The 21659-nt window shown below is 45.6% G+C and carries 14 protein-coding genes; 8 read left to right on the top strand and 6 right to left on the bottom strand.

Features of this window, described 5'->3' with window-relative positions:
• A partial coding sequence (locus tag JGK11_RS29350) for a hypothetical protein (protein WP_293213981.1) occupies nucleotides 1–180 on the top strand: 180 nt, incomplete at its 5' end.
• Nucleotides 181–244: 64 nt separating this feature from the next.
• On the opposite strand, the gene JGK11_RS29345 is transcribed toward JGK11_RS29350, so the two are convergent.
• On the bottom strand, nucleotides 245–385 hold the full coding sequence (locus tag JGK11_RS29345; RefSeq protein WP_293208613.1) for a hypothetical protein: 141 nt from the start codon (nucleotides 383–385) through the stop codon (nucleotides 245–247).
• Nucleotides 386–598: 213 nt separating this feature from the next.
• On the opposite strand from JGK11_RS29345, the gene mnmE reads away from it, so the two are divergent.
• The gene (gene mnmE / locus JGK11_RS29340) at nucleotides 599–1984 is read left to right on the top strand and encodes a tRNA uridine-5-carboxymethylaminomethyl(34) synthesis GTPase MnmE (protein ID WP_293208610.1); all 1386 of its coding nucleotides are present in this window, start codon (nucleotides 599–601) and stop codon (nucleotides 1982–1984) included.
• A 260-nt stretch (nucleotides 1985–2244) separates the two neighbouring features.
• Here mnmE and JGK11_RS29335 read toward each other — a convergent pair whose 3' ends face one another.
• Entirely contained in the window at nucleotides 2245–3783 is a 1539-nt protein-coding gene (locus JGK11_RS29335) for a SagB/ThcOx family dehydrogenase (RefSeq protein WP_293198937.1), read from the bottom strand.
• A 229-nt stretch (nucleotides 3784–4012) separates the two neighbouring features.
• Between JGK11_RS29335 and JGK11_RS29330 the strand changes: the two genes are divergently transcribed.
• From JGK11_RS29330 to JGK11_RS29315, 4 genes are all read left to right on the top strand, one after another.
• A complete protein-coding gene (locus JGK11_RS29330; RefSeq protein ID WP_293178709.1) occupies nucleotides 4013–4534 on the top strand; it encodes a pentapeptide repeat-containing protein in 522 nt (173 codons plus the stop codon).
• A 171-nt stretch (nucleotides 4535–4705) separates the two neighbouring features.
• On the top strand, nucleotides 4706–5044 hold the full coding sequence (locus JGK11_RS29325; protein WP_293178711.1) for a hypothetical protein: 339 nt from the start codon (nucleotides 4706–4708) through the stop codon (nucleotides 5042–5044).
• A gap of 140 nt (nucleotides 5045–5184) precedes the next feature.
• Nucleotides 5185–7263, top strand: coding sequence for a dynamin family protein (locus tag JGK11_RS29320; RefSeq protein ID WP_293213978.1), 2079 nt, complete (start codon nucleotides 5185–5187; stop codon nucleotides 7261–7263).
• A gap of 296 nt (nucleotides 7264–7559) precedes the next feature.
• Nucleotides 7560–9230 (top strand): dynamin family protein, encoded by a 1671-nt coding sequence (locus tag JGK11_RS29315; RefSeq protein ID WP_293208607.1) that lies wholly within the window; start codon nucleotides 7560–7562, stop codon nucleotides 9228–9230.
• 227 nt (nucleotides 9231–9457) lie between these two features.
• On the opposite strand, the gene JGK11_RS29310 is transcribed toward JGK11_RS29315, so the two are convergent.
• Nucleotides 9458–9847, bottom strand: a complete 390-nt coding sequence (locus tag JGK11_RS29310) for a VOC family protein (RefSeq protein WP_293178716.1) — start codon at nucleotides 9845–9847, stop codon at nucleotides 9458–9460.
• Between the two features lie 241 nt (nucleotides 9848–10088).
• Between JGK11_RS29310 and ilvC the strand changes: the two genes are divergently transcribed.
• Complete coding sequence (gene ilvC / locus JGK11_RS29305) at nucleotides 10089–11087, top strand: ketol-acid reductoisomerase (RefSeq protein WP_293178718.1); 999 nt, start codon at nucleotides 10089–10091, stop codon at nucleotides 11085–11087.
• A 322-nt stretch (nucleotides 11088–11409) separates the two neighbouring features.
• Here ilvC and JGK11_RS29300 read toward each other — a convergent pair whose 3' ends face one another.
• Nucleotides 11410–11628 (bottom strand): hypothetical protein, encoded by a 219-nt coding sequence (locus JGK11_RS29300; protein WP_293178720.1) that lies wholly within the window; start codon nucleotides 11626–11628, stop codon nucleotides 11410–11412.
• A 537-nt stretch (nucleotides 11629–12165) separates the two neighbouring features.
• Nucleotides 12166–13824, bottom strand: coding sequence for an alpha/beta hydrolase (locus JGK11_RS29295; RefSeq protein WP_293178722.1), 1659 nt, complete (start codon nucleotides 13822–13824; stop codon nucleotides 12166–12168).
• A 377-nt stretch (nucleotides 13825–14201) separates the two neighbouring features.
• Between JGK11_RS29295 and JGK11_RS29290 the strand changes: the two genes are divergently transcribed.
• On the top strand, nucleotides 14202–19748 hold the full coding sequence (locus JGK11_RS29290; RefSeq protein ID WP_293213975.1) for an ATP-binding sensor histidine kinase: 5547 nt from the start codon (nucleotides 14202–14204) through the stop codon (nucleotides 19746–19748).
• A 328-nt stretch (nucleotides 19749–20076) separates the two neighbouring features.
• On the opposite strand, the gene JGK11_RS29285 is transcribed toward JGK11_RS29290, so the two are convergent.
• Nucleotides 20077–21474, bottom strand: coding sequence for an amidase (locus JGK11_RS29285; RefSeq protein WP_293193513.1), 1398 nt, complete (start codon nucleotides 21472–21474; stop codon nucleotides 20077–20079).
• Between the last annotated feature and the right edge of the window lie 185 nt (nucleotides 21475–21659).

Raw genomic sequence — 21659 nt, 5'->3', positions numbered from 1 at the left:
ACAACAGCCGTTTTATTGAGGAGCCCAATGATGGGAAACTATCACGTTCCGTTTTGGAGAGCAGTGGAGGGGGCGACTCCTTCACTGACTTTAATTATTTTGAGAAAAGTAGCCAGTAAGTTAGGTTTAGACCTAAACCAACTGGGTAGACGGTGTTTGACGACTCCCAGCGAGAGTTAGACTTTGGGTTTTACCCAAGCCTACTTTGTCCGCAGAATCTCAGCGTATGAAAGACCTGAGAGTGTCAAGATAGCCAAAAGATTTGGCGGACTAATTTTTTAAGTTCGATCGCGTCCTGACTCGGGCCCAAAAACGGATACTTGGTTTCGGACACTCGTCGCCCGCCACCCAAAATTTCCGACTCCTGTTCAACCCCCAGATTCACTGCGCTCTAAGTCAATCTAAAATCTCAAATCTACAATCTAAAATCGACTGAATGGGGCTTTCCGGGCGATCCGGTTCGAGGGCTTACCTAACGGATTCGCGATCGCACTCAAGCGCGGCGGCCACCCTCTTTTAATATCTTGGAAAAACCTCGCTGAAATTGTTTATTCTGTCAATGAGATATCTATAACTTTGGAATGTGTGAATCATAAAAATGTCTGAATCACTAACAAAAGGAGGAACGATCGCAGCGATCGCCACTGCGATCGTTCCCCAACAAGGCAGCGTCGGCATTGTGCGAGTTTCCGGTGCCGCAGCCTTAAAAATTGCCGAAACCCTGTTTCGCGCTCCAGGAGGGCAAATTTGGGAATCTCACCGCATTCTTTACGGCCACATCCGCCGCCCCAAAACTCAAGAATTAGTCGATGAAGCTTTGTTGTTAATCATGAAAGCGCCCCGTTCTTTCACCCGCGAAGATGTGGTGGAGTTTCACTGTCACGGCGGCATTATGGCGGTGCAGCAAGTGTTGCAGTTGTGTTTAGAAAATGGGGCGAGATTGGCGCAGCCGGGAGAGTTTTCGCTCAGGGCTTTTTTGAATGGAAGGTTAGATTTAACTCAAGCTGAAAGCATTGCAGATTTGGTGGGAGCACAATCACCCGCCGCCGCACAAAGTGCTTTAGCTGGTTTGCAGGGAAAATTAGCCCAGCCAATTCGCAAATTAAGAGCAATTTGTTTGGATGTGTTGGCAGAAATTGAGGCGAGAATTGATTTTGAGGAAGATTTGCCGCCTCTAGATGAAGCTCAAACTTGTTTGGAAATAAATCAGATTTTGAACGAATTGTCAAGGATTTTGGCGACGGCCGATCGCGGTGAATTGTTGAGAACCGGTTTGAAAGTGGCGATTGTCGGACGCCCGAATGTGGGAAAGTCGAGTTTGTTGAATGCGTGGAGTAAGAGCGATCGGGCGATCGTCACAGATTTGCCTGGAACGACGCGGGATGTGGTAGAGTCGCAGCTAGTTGTGGGCGGGATTCCGGTGCAGGTGCTGGATACAGCGGGCATTCGGGAAACGGATGATCGGGTAGAAAAAATCGGTGTAGAGCGATCGCGCGCCGCAGCCAAACAAGCCGATTTAGTATTGTTGACAATTGACGCAGAATCTGGTTGGACAGCAGGCGATCGGGAAATTTACGAACAAGTAAAACACCGCCAGCTCATTATAATCATCAACAAAATTGACCTAGTAAAAACAATCCCAGAATTACCTTTTTCCTCTGAAATTCACTCGATAGTCACCGCGGCGGCCGCCTTGGATCGAGGTATAGAAGAATTAGAAACAGCCATATTAGATGCTGTCAGCGGCGGAAATTTGCAAGCAGAAAACTCAGATTTAGCAATCAACCAGCGGCAAGCAGCAGCTTTAACCAGAGCTAAAATTTCGCTGGAAGAATGCACGGATACTATTAGCAACAAATTGCCTTTAGATTTTTGGACAATAGATTTGCGCGGCGCAATTCAAGCATTGGGGGAAGTTACGGGCGAAGAAGTGACGGAATCAGTCTTGGATAGAATATTTAGCAGGTTTTGTATTGGGAAATAGCAATTTTAATTGATTTATAACGCTGCTCAGAAAGGTATGTTGTTGGGCTTCAGTCCTTCTTAGTTTAGTAGAAACCCGGTTTCTCGCCTCCCATGAGTAATCTCTAAAAGTCTACTGAGTGGCCGAGACTTCAGAAACCGGGTTTCTTTCTAAACTTCTCGTTACTCAACATAAAACTTCGTAGAAACCCGGTTTCTCGCCCGATCTGGGTAAATTTCATTTAACTCATATGATGTCTACTAGAACGATCGCACTCATCCTCACGATCGCGGTCTGCCCAGAGTTGTGATATAAAGCACAGCCTCACTCGTAGGAATACCGAGAACGTCATTCACGAGATCGTCAAAAAAGCCCGCAATACCGCTGACACCCAAACGCAGTTGAATCGCTGCTAAATTCAACCGCTGGCCCAAATGACCCGCATCCATGTGCAAATATCGGTAAGCGCGATCGCCATATTTGGCAACAGCCCTATTCAAATCCGCCGTGTGAAACAACAGCGCCCCCGCATCTCTGCCCAAATCTTGCCCCAAACACAAATAATGCAGCTCCCTGCGGAAATTTTTGAACCGAATTTGCCGCAATTCTTGAGCTTTCGGAGCGTAATAATAACAACCTTCTTCTAACCCATGCACTCCCGAAACCGCAATAAAAGTCTGAATCAAACTCAGATCGAAATAGTCTGGATAACCGTCTAATCCTTGGTCGATATAGTGCTGCGACTGATAAGTAAAATCAAGCAACGCTAGGAGTTCGCCCAAGCTCAAAGAAGCACCTGTATAAGCACGGGTAGAACGCCTCTTCAGCATCATATTTTCTAAACCTTCCAGATTCACTCCCCAAGGAATCGAAGGTGTGACAGTCGAAACTTTAGTGCAAAATGGAAAGTTATATTTGTCCTCTAAATCTCCTTCACTTTCATCAAGTTTCCAGCCATCTACTCCAGTGGGATCTGATTCTAACTGTGTCGCTTTATGGAGGTATTCTAAAATTTGACCTTCGGAAATTTTCGGGTAATCTGTCGTCGTTTTTCCTGCCAAAGCCGTTTTAAACTTTGGCAAATTTTGGTCGATGTCTAGCAAGTCAGCTAAACCAATTAAACAGATCGCTCCTTCTTGCTGCGAGTCGATATACAGTAATTGATTGACAGCTTCGTCTGCGAATCCTCCAATCAGGTGAGGTCGGTAATCGTTGATGGCGCAAGCTAACTCGATATTGCTCAATAAATGACCAGTGTCGAGAAAGATTCGCCGATAAGCTCTATCTGCGTAACGCCAAGAAGAACGGAAGAAAACAGTGGTAACGGCGATCGCCAATTGGGTATTTTCTAACACCGGCGATCCGAAACAAGCCGCTTGCAGGGCCGGCCAAACTTCGCTGTCCCAAAAATGAACCAGCGAATGAGTTCTGCACTGATAATTGTAGAGTCCCGCCGGCAACTGTGGCGTACCCCGCGAGATTAAATAAACCTCTGCTGGGTAGAGCCCGCCCGCCGATGGTGCCGATCGCAAATACAGGTAGCTGTCATCTACCGTCTGCACCTTCGCCGTCAGCCCGTAGCTGCACAGCAACAAGCTGGACAACCGATGCCACCAACTGGCATCATCCGGGGAATTTGGATCGTCTGAGGGGTCTTTTAGATAAGGCTTCAGGTCAAAATACGCGCCAATTTTATATTCTTTGAACGGAACTGGTTGCTCTGTCCAATCTAGCTGTCTGCTTTTGGCAGCAAGGGTTTGGGGATCGTATTTCGTCCGTTCGTGGTAGTGCTGTGCAATGGAGGGAGGAAGTTCTGGCATATTTCAGTAGAGAATCAGCTTTGGTTTGTTTATCGATCTTGACATTACTGACGGCAAGCATGGTCGAGCAACCCAGAAATTTACAAATATAAAAAAAATCTTAGAAAAAATACGATCGTTGTTACACAAGCTTAACATAATAAGATACCTAAGTATAAATACGCAGAATAAGAACCATCAATTATCATTATGAATTGGCTGCAAAAGCTGTCGTCATTAAGGGTTGAAAATGCAAAAGCTAAGCGCTGAGGAATTGCTCGCTCAGTATTCTGAAGGCCAGCGAAACTTTAACGCCGTTGACTTAAGTGGAGATAACTTGTTTCAAGCAGATTTGCCAGAAATAAACCTTTCTGGTAGCGTGCTGACGCGAGCTTATTTGCCCTACGGAAATCTGACTCAAGCCAATCTTTACAAAACACAGTTACAAGATGCTGAATTGGGCGACATTCAACTTTATCAGGCAAATTTGTCTGAAGCTAATTTATCAGGAGCTAATTTATCTAGAGCAAATTTGCGCCACGCCAATTTGCAAGGAGCAAATTTGCATAAAGCCAATTTACAAGGTGCGGATTTGTACAATGCAGATTTGAGCAATGCCGATTTGAGATATGCTGATTTGAGCAGAGCTAATTTGGAGAAAGCAAAGTTAACCAAAGCTCAATTAGCTGGCTGCAACTTATTTCGAGCGCGCTTAGTGGATTTGTCCGACGCGGAGTGCGATCGCACTACCATCGGCCCGGAAGGATATTGATTTCGCAGCACTGCATTTGGGCGATCGGTCGAAAAAGGCGATCGCCCTTTTTGATATTTCTTAACATTTCTCGACACCGCTGACAATGTGAGTTACAGTCGTAGAGAACTTATGGCTGTGCAATATTGACAATAAACAACACATATTTCCACATAAAAAAAGGTCAAACCTATGAACGATCCCGATGAAAAAGCCAGAGAACTCCGACACAAAGAACAACAACTTCGGAAGCGAGAACAAGAACTTCGACTCCGCGAACTAGAATCGGAAATCGAACGATCGGTACCAGAGAATATAACGAGAAAGTACGAAGAACCAGATAACAATACTCAAAGCAAACTGCAACTATGGCGCCGAAAAATCATAGCAATCAGTCAATTTACAGGTCTGGCAATTGTAGCGCTGGTTGCCCTGCGTGTAGCATCTTGGCTAGGAACTGCGGTGATGGTGGGAGCAATTGCTTTCATTGGTTACAAAATACTTTTTCAAGATAAGAATCCCAAGAATTAACTAACAGGCTATTGTAGTCATTTCAGGTCTGTACTGCACATTGTTCGCGAGGAATAGCGAATCAAATAACTTTTGCACGAACACCATCATGAAATAGCTTGGTTTTGAAATATCCAGCAGTAAACAATCAGAAAACAACCATGAACCTCAAAGTAGAAACTAGCAGCTTTCTCAACGATTTAGAGCGAGTATCCGCCGTGCGCCGAGAAATTGCGGATCGCCTGAGCAACATCGTCACATCCATAGAGCGATCGGAATTAGCCGGAATCGAAGCATCAGGAAAACTCGGTTTAGAAACAGACAGCGCCGACATCAATCTCGCCAGCAAAAACTTGCGCCAAGGAGTATTTCGGCTCCTCGTATTAGGCGACATGAAACGCGGCAAAAGCACTTTTCTAAATGCCTTAATCGGCGAAAACTTGCTTCCCAGCGATGTCAATCCCTGTACTGCTTTGCTGACAATTTTGCGCTACGGCCCCGAAAAAAATGTCACCGTTTATTTCAACGACGGCAAAAGCCCCAAACAACTCGATTTTAAAAGTTTCAAACAAGACTACACAATCGACCCCGCTGAAGCAAAACGCCTAGAATCAGAACAGAAACCAGCATTTCCAGATATCGACTGCGCCGTAGTAGAATATCCCTTACCTTTGCTAGAAAAAGGCATAGAAATAGTAGACAGTCCCGGACTCAACGATACAGAATCGCGCAACGAATTATCTCTCGGTTACATCAACAACTGTCACGCAATTTTGTTTGTACTCAGGGCAACTCAGCCTTGTACAATGGGTGAAAGACGTTATCTAGAAAATTATATCAAAGGTCGTGGATTAAGCATTTTCTTTCTGATCAATGCTTGGGATCAAGTGCGGGAAAGTTTGATCGATCCGGACGATCCTGAAGAAATGGCAGAAGCAGAACACAAACTGGGGCGGGTTTTCAAAGCTAATTTGGCTGAATATTGTTTAACAGAAGGACACGACATTTACGACGAGCGGGTGTTTCCAATTACCTCAATTAAGGCGCTCAGATTGCGGGTAAAAAACCCGGATGCAAATTTAGCAGGAACTGGTTTTCCGGAGTTTATGGCGTCATTGAATACGTTTTTGACGCAGGAAAGAGCGATTTCGGAATTGCGTCCGGCGAGGACTTTGGCGCGTCAAATTTCTGCTCGCGTCCGCGAAGCTGTCGGGCGCCGTTTACCATTGCTCGAACGGGATGTCAATGAGTTGAAGGACAAGATTAATTCTGTTGAGCCGGAGTTTAATAAACTGAGTCAGATTCGCGATGAATTTCAACAAGAAATTATCCGAGTTAGAGATAGTAAATCGCGGGCGATCGCAGATTCTTTCCGCACCTACGTTCTCAACTTAGAAAATACCTTTGAAACAGACTTTTTGCGGTATCAACCCGAGCTGAGATTTCTGGATTTCTTCAGCCAAGATAAGCGAGAAGCCTTTGAAGCATCGCTCAGACGAGCATTCGAGCAGTACATCAACGACAAACTAGCAGCTTGGACTCTCACGGCTGAACAAGAGATGAATTCAGCATTTTCGCAGTTGTCGCAAAGTGCAGCCAATTACGGAGCATCTTACACAAAAGTGACTGAAAAAATCACCGAAAAACTGACCGGGCAAAAAATCCCCGCAGCAGTCAGCAACTCAAACGAAGATAACTCGCCAGCTTGGGCAAAATGGGCGATGGGATTGTTTTCATTAACAACAGGAAACCTGGCGGGTGTAGCAATGGCAGGAGCTGGTTTCGACTGGAAAAATATCCTGCTCAATTTAATTACTGTATTGGGCGTCAGTACGATTTTTGCGAGTTTTACGGGGATTGTTTTGGGGCCACTGTACTTGGCTTTGCTGGGGATGGGTGTTGGGGTTTTGCAAGCAGACGGAGCTCACAAACAGTTAGTGAAAGCAGCTAAAAAAGAGTTGGTAAAATATCTGCCGCAGGTGGCTCAGGAGCAGTGGCAGCCGATTCACGATGCTGTGAAAGAGTGTTTTGATGTTTACGGGCGCGAAGTGGGCGATCGCATGAATGATGATATTAAGTCTCGGAAAGCTGAGTTGGATAATTTGTTGGAACAAAAGCAATCTCGGGAGATTAATTCTCAGGCTGAATCGCAGCGGTTGGAAAAGTTGGAGGCTGATGTTTCTGCTCAGGCGCAGAGTATAGAATCAGTATATCAAGGTTTCTTAGCATCCGCTAAATGAAGCTCTAAGGTACGTAGTTGCGCTTCAGCGCTCTTACATATATAACTAAGAGCGCTGAAGCGCAACTACGTACCTAGGATTTGGAAAAGTTGGAGGCTAAGGTATGTTGTTGCGATGAAAGCGCTNNGTACCTAGGATTTGGAAAAGTTGGAGGCTAAGGTATGTTGTTGCGATGAAAGCGCTCTTACATATATAACTAAGAGCGCTGAAGCGCAACTACGTACCTCGGATTTGGAAGAGGACTGAAGTCCGCACGATCGAACCTTTTATAATCAAACAATGAGATAATTTTAAATATGCAACAACCCGAAACTTATCAAAATCTAACTAACTATCTCAAATCAGCACTGGGCATTCTCGAACTAGATAAAAACTCCCAACTTTACCGAGATACAACTTCTATTTGCGACTATCTCGCCAAACCAACTTTTCAAATCGCTGTCTTCGGGCCGTTTAATTACGGTAAGTCAACTTTGCTGAATGCAATGCTTGGAAATCGCGCTTTGCCGATCGACCTTGTGCCCACTACAGGTGCTGCCATTTATGTCAACTACGGCGACGAATTGCACGCAAAAATCACCCTCAAAGACGGCACAGAAGTCAGCGAAGCGGGGACTGACGTGTTGAAACGCTACGCCATCCTCGACGACAACCGACAGATGCGGGATGATGTCGCAGCCGTCAATGTTTACTGTCCCCACCCATTCCTGAAAACCGGTGTGGAATTGCTGGATTTGCCCGGAACTAACGATCGCCAAGAACAGGATAACTTAGTTCGGGATAAATTGCTGACCGCTGATTTAGTTGTCCAGGTTTTGGACGCTCGCAAATTGATGACTCTGGGCGAACGGGAGCACTTGAGAGACTGGTTGAGCGATCGGCAAATTAACACAGTCGTCTTTGTTGCCAATTTTCTCAATCTACTCGAACCAGACGACCAAAAACAAGTATACAATCGATTGTTGTTTGTTGCCGAAAGTTTTCGCTCCAACTTGCCGAACAATATCAGCAATATCTACCGCGTCGATGCTTTGCCGGCTTTGCGGGCGAGGCTAAAAGGAGATGTGGCTGCGGCTCAAACTACCGGAATTGCCATGTTTGAATCGGCGTTGCAAAGTATAGTCGCAAGTCAACAGGAACAACTAGCAGTTAAGTTGCCGAGAATTGAAGCCATAGCTACTAAGATTTGTCAATCTCTGCGAGCTAAATCTGAAACTGTCGCCGCCGAAATAACAGCCGCTCAACAAAAGCAAAAAGACCGAATTGAAATTAAACAAAAAGCTGAAAAACTGATTTCACAAGGCTTTCAAGCCAGCGTTTCCGACTTCGAGATTTGGCTTTACCAGCCCACACTTTTGCGGCGCTATCAATCGGAAATGGCGCTGTCGCTTCAGCAAGGAAGTTTTGATGCGTGGAAGACAAAATTTGAGCAAGATGTACTGAACCAGCGGGAAACCATTGCAGAATGGGTAAATAAAGCTTGCGAGTTCTTCGATCGAGAACAGCCGATCGCCCTTTTGATCTCGTTTCCGCCCTCCCCGCAAATCGCGTTACCAGAACCGCCAACCGCCGCCACCAAAAAGTCGATCGAGGGCGAAGTGACTCCAGTCGCGATCGCCACCGGCTTAGGTTGGCTGTTGGGCGGCCCAATGGGAGCAGCAGTAGTCGGCGGTGCTAGCTATATTTTGAAGAAAAGAACAGGCTATGAAAAGCCACCTGAATCGTCAGAAGCTTATCTAAATCAAGTAACAGAAATTTGCAACGAAGCTGCTAAAAACTATCTAATTGGTTTCAGTATCGATACTTTTTTAATGCTGCAACACTACAAGGAAATCGCCGCCAAAGTTATCTGTTTTCAAGACAGCAAAGAGCCGCTAAATATGAATGTTCAACAGTACCAGTTACAGTTAGTAAATAATTTAGTGGAAAATTTAGCAGCAGAATTAGATCGAATAAAAATCAGATGATTTTAGATTACTTTCATGGCACTGTCAAATCATCAATAACAGGCTTTCCGGCCAGCTATATCCTCCGTAGGGACACTCCAAGATCCCATTAGTGTCAACTTAAGCCGAAAGCCCACTAGGGTTTTAACCCCTGCCGGACTGCCGGACTCAGGGTTTGACGTTAAGTTGACACTCCTTGGGCAATTCCGTGTCCGTACCAAACCCGAATATGCTGTAAGTCCTGTTAACTAAATTTCATAGATTTCTAACGGTAAGTTGTCTGGATCTCTAAAAAAGGTAAACCGTTTTTCGGTAATTTCGTCAAGGCGAATTTCTTCTACTTCCACTTGTTGCGATTTCAAGTAAGCAACCGATGCTTCTATATCCTCGACTGCAAAAGCTAAATGTCTCAAACCGCAAGCTTCAGGATTGTTAACTCTTTTGGGAGGATGGGGAAATGAAAACAGTTCAATCATTGCGCTGCCGTTTCCGACTTGCAAATCTAGCTTGTAAGAATTCCTCTCGCTTCGGAAAGTTTCTTTGATTGTGGAACATCCCAAGACTTCTACATAAAATTTCTTTGACTTTTCGTAATCCGAGCAAATAATCGCCACATGATGTATTGCCTTTATTTCCATATTAAAAAAGTTAGTTAGTTGCGTTTTTTCAACAGCACAGCACGCTACTAACAATTATATTTGACTTCGAGCAAAACCTGCTAAATTCAGCACGCGCGGCGCAGCTATCCCGTAGGGAATCGCCCTATAAATTCCCCCGCCCAAATCTTAATTAGTAAAATTCCGCAAAAAAAGCACCCCACTTTGATAAAATGAGAGTTTTGCAGTCACTCACCCATTTGCATCTCAGGAGACAAGCACCATGGCCCGTATGTATTACAACGAAGACGCCAACCTAGACCTCTTAGCCAACAAAACGGTTGCTATCATCGGCTACGGTTCCCAAGGACACGCCCACGCCCTCAACCTCAAAGACAGCGGCATGAATGTCATTGTCGGTTTGTATCCCGGTAGCAAATCTGCCGCCAAAGCAACCGATGCAGGTTTAACTGTTCACCCGGTAGACAAAGCAGCCGCCGCCGCTGACTTCATCATGATTTTATTGCCCGATGAAGTTCAAAAAACTATTTACAAAGAACAAATCGAACCTAACCTTTCAGCAGGAAATGTTTTAGCATTTGCTCACGGTTTTAACATTCACTTCGGCCAAGTTGTCCCTCCAGCCGACGTAGACGTAGTAATGGTAGCCCCCAAAGGCCCCGGACACTTGGTGCGCCGGACTTACGAACAAGGCGAAGGTGTTCCGAGTTTGTTTGCAGTATATCAGGATGCTTCGGGCCAAGCGCGCGATCGGGCAATGGCCTATGCTAAAGGTATCGGCGGCACCAGAGCCGGCATCCTCGAAACCACTTTCCGCGAAGAAACAGAAACCGACCTTTTTGGCGAACAAGTAGTTTTGTGCGGCGGTTTGAGCGCCTTAATTAAAGCTGGATTTGAAACCTTAGTTAACGCTGGATATCAACCAGAATTAGCTTATTTTGAATGTTTGCACGAAGTTAAACTTATCGTTGACTTAGTAGTAGAAGGAGGCCTCGCCAAAATGCGCGACAGCATCTCCAATACCGCAGAATACGGCGACTTAACTCGCGGCCCCCGCATCGTCACCGATGACACCCGCGCCGAAATGCGTAAAATTCTTAGCGAAATTCAATCCGGCCAATTTGCGCGCGAATTCGTTCTGGAAAACCAAGCCGGCAAACCGGGCTTTACTTCGATGCGCCGTCAGGAAGCAGAACATCCGATTGAAGAAGTTGGTAAAGATTTGCGCGCTATGTTTAGCTGGTTGAAAAAGCAAGCATAATCGATTTTGGATTTTAGATTTTAGATTTTAGATTTTTCGTTTTATCTAAGATCTAAAATCGCTAATCTAATAGTAATTGTCAAAAGTAGTCCTAGGGTGTGTCGCCACGAAAAATCCCTAAATAAGACAGAGAATCTCACAGCGACGCACCTGACAAGCAGCAGAAATAAACCCAACACCACTGAACAGACAAAAATCGGTCAATTGGTTCTTTCTTTGTCTTCCAACTTCCATCGAATTTCTGTCAACTGTCAACCCTTCTCTAAGCAAACTGTCAACTGTCAACCGTCAACTGTCAACCGTCAACCGTCAACTGTCAAAACTATCGACTAGGGTTTTTTTGCAAGTCCTCAATCTCCTTATCCCTTTCCTTGTTTACCTCTTTTGGCTTCACCCATGACGGCCACAAACTGACGAAGAACTTTCTACTTGCTAAGCTGGTATCTCTTACAGGTTTGGGGAGAAAAGTTAAACTGTCACCGTAAAGGGTAAACATTGCTACAAACAGCAGCACTAGCGGGATAATATTTTTTTTAGGCATGGCAGTTTCAGAGTTAAGTTTGTAAAAGTCCTTGTTTATATTTTGCCCTGGCGCGAACCAAAAATATCAGCGCTAAAGAAAAGAAATCCCAGGCATAAGCGGACGCAGCATGAAAAAGACAAGACTGCTAATTCGCAATATTATTCGACAAGGCTGACTACCAACTCACAATCTAAGTTCAAATGTACGGACTCGTGACACCTCAGAAACCCGGTTTCTTCGTAACTTTCTCGTTACTAAATGGGAAAACTCGTAGAAACCGGGTTTCTCGCCTATGCGTGGACAATCAAACTGTCCGAAGTATTTATGACTAATGGCTGCTGACTAATAACGTTCGCGAGTTCTTAAGGATCGCAAATTAAATAACTTACAATTTTCATTGTTATTGTGGGATGGGCGTCCCGCCCGTCCAGAAAGAACGGGCGGGACGCCCATCCCACAAATATGTGTAAATTATTTAATTCTCATTCCTAAGTTCGCACTAATAACTACTGTCAACTGTCAACTGTCAACTGTCAACTGTCAACTGTCAACTGACTATTTATTCCCTTGAATAAAACTTTGCACGACTGCATTAGTCTCAGGGGAAATTTCTGTTACCAGGCGCACTGGAATTGCATTGGTAGAAGCAAACTGCGCGTATTCGGGCGTTAGAAAAATAGCATATTTGTCAGCTTCTGCCGTTAGTTGAGCGGCAGTGGCCAGACTTATCGCTTTAATATAATTGCGTATGCTCACAGCTTGCTCGCCGACAACTTCATCGCCAGAAATTACTGTACTCGGTCTGCTAGCTTGGTCTAAGGTTGTACTCGGATCTTTGACGCTTAAGTGGGTTCCTCCTACAAAGCCGACTAGCCATTTGGGGGCGGTAATCTTTTGGAATCCGGCAATTTGTTCGACTAAGGCGGGTGTGGTTTTGTCGGCTGAAGATGCTACTATTAATGTAGGGATTTGAATGGCACTTAAACCCGTTTCTCCAAATAGTAATGATGTAGTGGGATTCATAACGATCGCCCTTTTTATCCTCACATCCCGCAATTGATACCGTTCTGCGGGCAATCGGGCCGCCGCGCACTGAATGCCTTCGCCCAAGCTAAACCCGATTAAATCCCCCTGACAGCGCTGTTTGAGCCCGGTCAATTGCAGTTCGGCACCGGCTACGGACAAGGCTGTGGCGCCACCGAAGGAATAGCCCACGATCATCGATCGCTCGATCGCAATTTTCCCCTGCAAGTTATCATCAGTTTGGTTCAATTTTGCCAGTTCGTCGAGCACAAAACTGATATCTTTAGGACGGTCTAAAAACTCTCCAGAAGCGAGCAACTGAGACTTACCCGCGATCGCAGCCTTGGTATTTGTTTCGTTGCTTCCCGGATGTTCTACAGCAGCTACCACGTAGCCGTAGGACGCCAAATGCTCGGCTAAATAACGCAAATCCGTCCGCACCGAACCCAAACCGTGAGAAAACACGATCGTCGGTTTGTCCGCCGTCGCTGCTCTCGACCAATAGACATCAACAGGAATACGCCGATTGCGGGCGCTATCGTTCAAATCTAGCTTGAGAACCCGCACCGAATTCGGGCCGGGTTGGGTTGGGTCGAAAGGCGGGTTAAAGGCGGGTTTAGTGGCTGTTAATTGAGGTGCGATCGCGGCCATAAACCTCTGAGTTTGCCAAAAACCCGAGTTTAAATTGCTTAAAACTGCGAAAGCTCGATCGAGATCCACGACTACCCGCGCACTCGGATAAGATTCAATGAAACTCAATACCGATAAGCCTTCCGGCGCATTCGCCCCCAGCACCAAAGCCGCTCGCAGCGCTTCGACACCGGCACCGTCGCGCCTGGGAATGACTGTAGTCAAATCCGTCAAAATCGCAGTCCCGATGCGCGTATTTAGCAAGTTGCTCAAACCAACTACATTGAGAGGGATTTTCGCTTGAAGTGCTCCCAAAATTTGACTGCGCTGTGCGTCAGACAGCAGATTGGCGTATGCTTGCAGTCTGGGCGGGACTTTTCCGGTTTTTGCGAGCTCGCGCAAATCCGCCACCGAGATTGAGGATTCTAAAGGGCCTTTGCGGACAACAACTGTTTCTGTAGCTTTTGCAGGGGATATCATAGCGCCGAAAGTGCCGATCGCGATCGCGCCACAAACACTCGCGACTGAGGAAAACCATCTTAAATTTGGTCGGATGCTCATTTTTACCTGGTTCAACTAGAGGGATATTACTATATTCTTAAAATTGTCCCAGATACAGAGAAATTCTGTTCAAGTGTTGATAAATTGTCTGGGAATGCGATCGACAAAACCTCTCGGTATGTTTAAATGTCGATCGTCGCGATCCTATTAAGTATAATTGCCAATCAAACATGGCCATTTAGCTTAATGCACTACGCGAAATTGCGGTTGACATCATATTTTGTGTTTACTACGATAGTAAATAAAACCCTGCGATATCCCTGACCTTTGCATCAGAATGATCATTTTTCGAGTGCAGTGCGATCGTCCTCTGGCATTATATCGTTTCCGTCAGTCTTGAAAAAAATCAATTTACCTCAGCTATCAGGAGGATTTCAATGAATACACTGACACTTCCAGGCTACAAAATCACCACCTCAATCTCCGACGGGTTCAATACCAGCGTTTACCGGGGAATTAGACAGTCAGACGAACAACCAGTCATCATCAAAATCCTCAAGGCAGAATTTCCCACCCTCGAACAAATTACCCGCTTAAAAAACGAATATAAAATTACTCAGCATTTACACGCAGACAGCATCGTCACATATTACAGCCTCGAAACGTATCAAAACCGTCTCGCCCTGATTTCAGAAGATTTTGGAGGCAACTCCCTGGGTCAAATCATCTCAAAAAAGCTTGACTTAACAGCATTTTTAAACATTGGCATTCAGCTAGCATCAGCACTCAACTCGCTGCATCAAAACGGCATCATTCACAAAGACATCAAACCCTCCAACATTATCATCAACCTGGAAACAGGAATAGTTAAAATCACCGACTTCAGCATCGCTTCCCGGCTGAGCAAAGAAACTCCCCAAATTAACAGCGCTAACTTAGTTGAAGGTACAGTCGCCTATATGTCTCCCGAACAAACTGGGAGAATGAACCGCACCTTAGATTATCGCAGCGATTTCTATTCCCTAGGTGTCACATTTTACGAAATGCTGACAGGCAAATTGCCGTTTAAAAGCAACGATATTTTGGAACTGGTACACTGTCATATTGCCAAACATCCCGCGCCACCTTCTGAATGCAGGAGGAATTTAGAAAATAGCGATCTGGTTCCGCAAGTTGTTTCGGATATTGTGATGAAGCTTTTGGGAAAAAATGCCGAAGATAGATATCAAACAGCAGAGGGGATTAAGGCAGATTTAGAAAACTGTTTGAATTCTTGGCAGACAACTGGGGAAGTTGCTTATTTTGTACCCGGACAGTTGGATCGATCGGGACAATTGTCAATCCCTCAAAAACTCTACGGGCGAGAACTTGAAGTCGATAGTTTACTTGCTGCTTTTGAAAGGGTAGGGACACGGCAGTGCCGTGTCCCTACAGGTGATAGGGATTTACTCCCAGGGCGCAGCGAAATAGTCCTAGTTTCCGGTTATTCTGGGATTGGTAAAACCGCCATTGTCAATGAAGTTCACAAGCCAATTGTGCGACAGCGCGGCTATTTTATTAACGGCAAATTTGACCAATTTAAGCGCAACATTCCCTATGCAGCTTTGATTCAAGCTTTCGGGTCTTTAATCGGGCAGTTGCTGACTGAAAGCAGCGAAAATTTGCAAGCTTGGCGAGAAAAGTTAGCGGCGGCTTTGGGTACAAACGGTGCTGTGATTGTTGATGTAATTCCCGAGATTGAGCTAATTATTGGCAAACAGCCGGAAGTGCCACAACTGGGGGCTGCGGAATCTCAAAATCGGTTTAATCGAGTCTTTCAAGAGTTTATCGGCGTCTTTACTCGCGCAGAACATCCGCTGGTTATCTTTTTAGATGATTTGCAGTGGGCTGATTCGGCTTCGCTGAATTTAATGCAGTTGTTGCTTGGCAATTCGGAAAGTAAATACCTGCTGTTGATTGGTGCTTATCGGGATAATGAAGTTAATCCGACTCATCCGCTCGTACAGGCGATCGAGCAAATTGCCAAAACTGGTACTCCAGTCAATAATATTGTATTGCAACCGCTGGATTTCGGCAATGTTTGCGAATTAATTGCCGATACTATCACGGCTAACGACAAGGTGAGATTGCTGGCTGAGTTGATTTTCCACAAAACGGGCGGTAATCCTTTCTTCATCACGCAGCTTTTGCAAGCGCTGTATCAAGAAAATCTGTTATACTTTGAGTTGAGCAGCGGTAGTTGGCAGTGGGATTTAGCGCAGATTCAGGCGATCGGCATTACGGACAAAAGTGTCGTGGAATTGGTAGCCAGCCGCATCGAAAAACTTCCGGAAACTACGCAGCGAGTCTTAAAATTGGCGGCTTGTATTGGCGACACATTTACCCTCGACGTTTTGTCAATTGTCAACGAACAATCCCAGGCGCAAGCAGCTAGCGAACTCTGGGCGGCGCTGCAAACTGGATTGGTTCTCCCGTTGAGTAATGCTTACAAAATTCCGCTGGTTGGAGGCTGGGGACTGGATAATTTGCGATCGATTATTCCCGCTTCTCAATCCAAAATTGCCTACAAATTTCTGCACGACAGAGTGCAGCAAGCAGCTTATTCTCTGATTCCAGACGCCCAAAAGCAAGCAACGCACCTAAAAATCGGTCAATTGCTGCTCAAAAATACTCCCGTCGCTGAGATTGACGATAATGTGTTTGATATTGTCAACCAACTGAATGTTGGGGTTGAATTTCTCACAGAAAAAACCGAAAAAGATGAATTGGCAAAACTGAATCTGATCGCCGGGAAAAAAGCTAAAGCATCTAATGCTTACGAAGCTGCTGTCAGGTATTTGAATGTCGGCTTGGAACTCATTAACTCCTCCCAGTCCCCCGTTAGTATGCAGTCAAGTTGGGATACTGATTATGACTTGACGCTGAATCTGCACGTAGAAGCAGCGGAGGCAGAGTATCTGAATACTAACTTTGGGCGATCGCAAGAATTAGCGGATCTTGTTTTACAACAAGCTGTTAGCGTACTAGACAAAATTAAAGTCTACGAAATCCAAATCCAGTCTTATATGTCTCAAAACCAATTTAGTCAGGCTGTAGATTATGGGCTAAAAGCTGTGGAAATATTGGGGTTGTCCCTCTCTGAAATCCCCCCAGAGAATCTCGCTGGAATTAAGTTGCCTCAAATTGAGGAACTAGAAAAAGTACCTGTAATGACTGATGACTATCAGTTGGCGGCAATGCGGATACTCTCGGTGCTTCTTTCTCCGGCTTTTGGTGCAAAACCAGAACTCTTGCCACAGATCATCTTCACAATGGTCGATTTTGGTATGGAAAGCGGTTATTCAGCACTTGGGGCGATCGCCTATACTTGGTATGGTTTGCTGCTAAGTGCGGTATTGGGAGAGCTAAACGCTGGATATCATTCTGGACAACTAGGTTTGAAACTGTTAGACAAATTCAATGCTAAACAACTTAAATCCAAAATTTACAATATGTTTAACACTTTTGTTAGACATTGGAAAGAACACGCCAGGGAAACTATTGTATCCTTAATGGAAGGGATTCAATCTGGCTTAGAAACAGGAGATTTAGAGTTTGGCAGTTATTGTGCCATGAACTACTGCAATCACCTATTTTTGATTGGCGAGCCACTAGAAAATGTTGCACAAAAGCAAGGGCAATATATAAATTTAACACTGAACCTAAAGCAGGATTTTCCTAGTGTATTTATCAGAACTTGGTCACAAATGGTTTTGAATCTAATGGGGCGTTCGACCAATAAAAGTCAATTGATCGGGGATGAATTTAACGAAATAGAAACGTTGCCAAATTTGAAAGTTAATTGGTCTTTTTTTAATTTTTACTTTGCGAAAACACTTCTGCATTACTTGTTTAAAGAATACGATATGGCAGTTGCTAACGCATCTTTGGCGGTAGAATACGCAGGTGGGATGGTTGGCTACATGATGGTCGGCACAAACAATTTTTACTATTCCCTGGCACTCCTGGCTGTGTATCCAACTGCGGATAGTGCAGCACAAGAAAAATACTTGATGCAAGTAGCAGCCAATCAGGAACAAATGCAGACATGGGCGCACCACGCCCCGATGAACTACCAGCACAAGTACGATTTAGTAGAGGCTGAAAAAGCGAGAGTTTTCGGTAAAAATTGGGAAGCAGCAGATTATTATGACAAAGCTATTCAAGGAGCCAAAGAGCAAGGATACATCCAAGAAGAAGCACTCGCTAACGAACTTGCGGCCGAGTTTTATTTCTCTCGCAACAAAGACAAAATTGCTCAAGTATATCTCACAGAATCATACTACGGTTACATCCACTGGGGAGCGATCGCCAAAGTCAAAGATTTAGAAGCCCGATATCCCCAATTAGTCGCCCAAACCCTCAACCGAGAAACTAAAACCCGCGATTTAACTGTCACCGCCACGACAACAACCACCAGCAGCGATTTCAGTAAATCCTTAGATATCGGCACCTTCGTCAAAGCATCTCAAGCAATTACCAGCGAAATTGTCCTGGATAAATTGCTCGCCAGTTTGATCGAGATTTTGTTAGAAAATGCCGCCGCTCAAAAAGCTGTGCTGATGCTCTACAAAGATGATAGTCTTTTGATCCAAGCAGCTTGTACGTCAGAGCAAAATCAAGCCGTTGTCTTGCAATCCCTTCCCGTTGAAATTAGTCAAGATTTGCCAGTTTCTATTGTTAACTATGTTGCTCGAACTCAAAAAGACTTGGTTTTAAACAATGCAGCGTCAGACGGCTTGTTTACCGAAGATCCATATATTGTCAGCAGTCAGCCAAAGTCAATTCTTTGCAATCCAGTCATCTATCAGGGCCAACTCACAGGCATTCTGTACCTGGAAAATAACTTAGCAGTGGGTGCTTTTTCTCCCGAAAGATTGCAAGTTTTAAAAGTTTTGACTTCTCAAGTTGCGATCGCCCTAGAAAATGCTAAACTCTACGCAAAAGCACAACAAAAGTCGCAGCAACTAGAACAATCTTTGCACAAGTTGCAGCAAACCCAAGCTCAACTGGTGCAAACGGAAAAAATCTCAAGTTTGGGGCAGTTGGTAGCAGGAGTTGCTCACGAAGTCAATAACCCCGTTGGCTTTATTTCCGGCAATCTCCACCACGCTAATGATTATGTACGAGATTTGATTTGCATTGTCAATCTTTACCAGCAGCACTACCCACAGCCGGTACAGGAAATTGCAGAAGCAGCAGAAGATATGGAACTCGATTATCTGATGGAAGATTTGCCTAAAATGCTGGGTTCTATGCAGTTAGGAACCGATCGCATTCGTGATATCATGCAATCATTACGCAACTTCTCGCGCGTTGACGGTAATGAAAAAAAACCGGCCGACATTCATGCAGGTATCGAGAGTACGTTGATGATTTTACAGCACCGCTTGAAAGCTAATGCGGAACGTCCGTCAATTCAAGTGATTAAGGAATACGGCGACTTACCTGCGGTTGAGTGCTACAGCGGACAACTCAATCAGGTGTTTATGAATTTGCTCTCAAATGCGATCGATGCTTTGGATGAGTCGAATGCTTCACGTACTTACGCTGACATTGATAAGCATCCTAATATTATCACAGTTTGCACCGAAGTCAAGGATGTGAAGGAAGAAGGAATAAGGAAGAAGGAAGAAGGAAGAAGGAAGAAGGAAGAAGGAAGAGGGAATAAGGAAGAAGGAAGAGAGAATAAGGAAGAAGTAAGAGGGGGGAAAAGTGAGAGTTTTGCGGTGATTCGGATTAAGGATAATGGGCGGGGGATGGCTGAAGCAACGCGGTGTAAATTGTTCGATCCGTTTTTTACCACTAAGCCGGAGGGGAAAGGTACGGGATTGGGATTGTCGATTAGCTATCAAATTGTAGTCGAAAAACACGGCGGTGCGATCGAGTGTATTTCGGAACCGGGAAAAGGTGCGGAGTTTGTGATAGCAATTCCCTTAAATTAGAGAAGGATTAGAGAAGAAAACCGGGCGAATATAATTCGCGTCTATACAGACACTCACGCGCCTCCGCGGGTTGAAAAAAACCCGGCGAATATAATTCGTGTCTATACAGACACTCACGCGCCTCCGTGGGTTGAAGAAAACCCGGCGAATATGATTCGTGTCTATACAGACAACCGGGCGAATAGGATTCGCGTCTATACAGACACTCACGCGCCTGCGCGGGTTGAAAACGGGGAAATTAAAATTACCTTATTCTCTTCAACCTGCGGAGGCAGGTTTTGTTCGTATAGGCGCGAATTCTATTCGCCGTCTATCTGCATCTACAAACCTATTTAAAATCTAAAACCGGGAAAGGTTTCGCCGCTTCTATCTGCGCCGCTAATGCAATTAAAGTTGCTTCCGCCGCCGGCCGCCCGATAATTTGAATTCCCACCGGCAAACCGTTATCATCTAAGATGGCCGGAAGTGCGATCGCAGGTAAACCACTCGCATTAAATGGCGGACAAGGAGCAACCCAATTAATAATCCGCTGCAAAGTTTCCTCACAACTCAAATGGGCCCACTCCCCGATGCCAATGGGCGAGTGCATATAAGTCGGCAAAACTAACACATCAAAATTCTCAAAGAATCCCACAATCCGCCGTGAAATCACCTGCATTTGATTCACCGCCCGCAAATATTCCCCAGCCCCAACAGTCCTTTCCAACAACCAGCGATTCATCGGTTCCAAAACCTTGCCTGGAATGCCGCTTGCTGCCGCCCCAGACTGCCAAATTACTGTAAACGGTTCGATTAAACCTGTAAAATCCGGGCATCCCGGTTCGACATCGTGACCCAAATCTGTCAGTAATTTTACGGTTTCGAGTACGGCTTGCTGACACACAGGCGCTGCCTCACCCACGGGAGCAATACTGGTAGAAAAAGCAATTCGCAGTTTGCCCAACTTTTCGCCGGAAGCCTCTAAAAACGTGGGATTTGGGTCTGGTAGCCAGTACGGATCGCCTGTGGTGTAGCCTGACATCACATCCAACAGGGCGGCGGCGTCAGCGACGGTGCGGGCGAGAGGGCCGTTGGCAGAAATTCCGCTCAGGTAATCTCCGACTGGCGCCCAGGAAACTCGCCCGCGCGAGGGTTTTATGCCCACTAAACCGCAGGCGGAAGCTGGGCCTCGGATCGAACCGCCGCCGTCTGAACCTTGGGCGATCGCGCATAAACCCGCCGCTACGGCCGCCGCTGAGCCGCCGCTGGAACCTCCGGGCGTGTAGTCTAAATTCCAGGGATTGCGCGCGGGCCGGAAACCTGGGGGTTCGCTGTAAGGCAATGAGCCTATTTGAGAGGTTGCTGTTTTGCCCAGAATGTTAAATCCGGCTGCTTCGATCCGCCAGACTACTGACTCGTTGTAGGGAGATATGTTACTGTGCAAAGCCTGAACTCCGTAAGTACACGGAATGCCGGTAACTGGTGTCAAGTCTTTGATGCCGATCGGCACTCCGAAAAACGGCGGCAATTCCTCTGACTTGTTTAAGCCTGCTAGGTGTTCGGTTTGCGCTGTCGCCAGCTCGATCGCCCGATCGGCTGTTACTGTAAAATAACTACCAAGTTGATGGTTTAATCGATCGATCCGTTCCAAGTACACATTGGCAATTTCTAGGGGCGAAATTTCCCGAGCGCGGATCGACTTCGCCAAATCCAGGGCTGAACTAAAAGCCCGATCGACAGAATTCATAGGTGTAAGTCCTGAATGGTTCGGCAAAGTATATATTTATAGCTGGTAAAAGTATAGTCATCTATTACATGACACGGGAGGCATTGAGTCCCTCCCCTTTCGCTTTCACTTCGAGCGGATTAACCCGCCTCGGCTGAGCTACGCAGCTCTCTATCCCATTGCTGAAGGCATTTGGGATTGCTTTT

Source organism: Microcoleus sp. PH2017_34_RAT_O_A, from assembly GCF_020737885.1.
GTDB lineage: Bacteria > Cyanobacteriota > Cyanobacteriia > Cyanobacteriales > Microcoleaceae > Microcoleus.
The sequence above is the reverse complement of the archived record's forward strand: the minus strand, read 5'-3'. Positions and strand labels throughout refer to the sequence as shown.

Excerpts from the sequence above, each read along its gene's own strand:
- JGK11_RS29320 (WP_293213978.1), top strand. The coding sequence starts at position 5,185 with ATGAACCTCAAAGTAGAAACTAGCAGCTTTCTCAACGATTTAGAGCGA.
- JGK11_RS29310 (WP_293178716.1), bottom strand. The coding sequence starts at position 9,847 with ATGGAAATAAAGGCAATACATCATGTGGCGATTATTTGCTCGGATTAC.
- mnmE (WP_293208610.1), top strand. The coding sequence starts at position 599 with ATGTCTGAATCACTAACAAAAGGAGGAACGATCGCAGCGATCGCCACT.
- JGK11_RS29285 (WP_293193513.1), bottom strand. The coding sequence starts at position 21,474 with ATGAATTCTGTCGATCGGGCTTTTAGTTCAGCCCTGGATTTGGCGAAG.
- JGK11_RS29325 (WP_293178711.1), top strand. The coding sequence starts at position 4,706 with ATGAACGATCCCGATGAAAAAGCCAGAGAACTCCGACACAAAGAACAA.
- JGK11_RS29335 (WP_293198937.1), bottom strand. The coding sequence starts at position 3,783 with ATGCCAGAACTTCCTCCCTCCATTGCACAGCACTACCACGAACGGACG.
- JGK11_RS29330 (WP_293178709.1), top strand. The coding sequence starts at position 4,013 with ATGCAAAAGCTAAGCGCTGAGGAATTGCTCGCTCAGTATTCTGAAGGC.
- JGK11_RS29315 (WP_293208607.1), top strand. The coding sequence starts at position 7,560 with ATGCAACAACCCGAAACTTATCAAAATCTAACTAACTATCTCAAATCA.
- JGK11_RS29300 (WP_293178720.1), bottom strand. The coding sequence starts at position 11,628 with ATGCCTAAAAAAAATATTATCCCGCTAGTGCTGCTGTTTGTAGCAATG.
- JGK11_RS29295 (WP_293178722.1), bottom strand. The coding sequence starts at position 13,824 with ATGAGCATCCGACCAAATTTAAGATGGTTTTCCTCAGTCGCGAGTGTT.
- ilvC (WP_293178718.1), top strand. The coding sequence starts at position 10,089 with ATGGCCCGTATGTATTACAACGAAGACGCCAACCTAGACCTCTTAGCC.
- JGK11_RS29290 (WP_293213975.1), top strand. The coding sequence starts at position 14,202 with ATGAATACACTGACACTTCCAGGCTACAAAATCACCACCTCAATCTCC.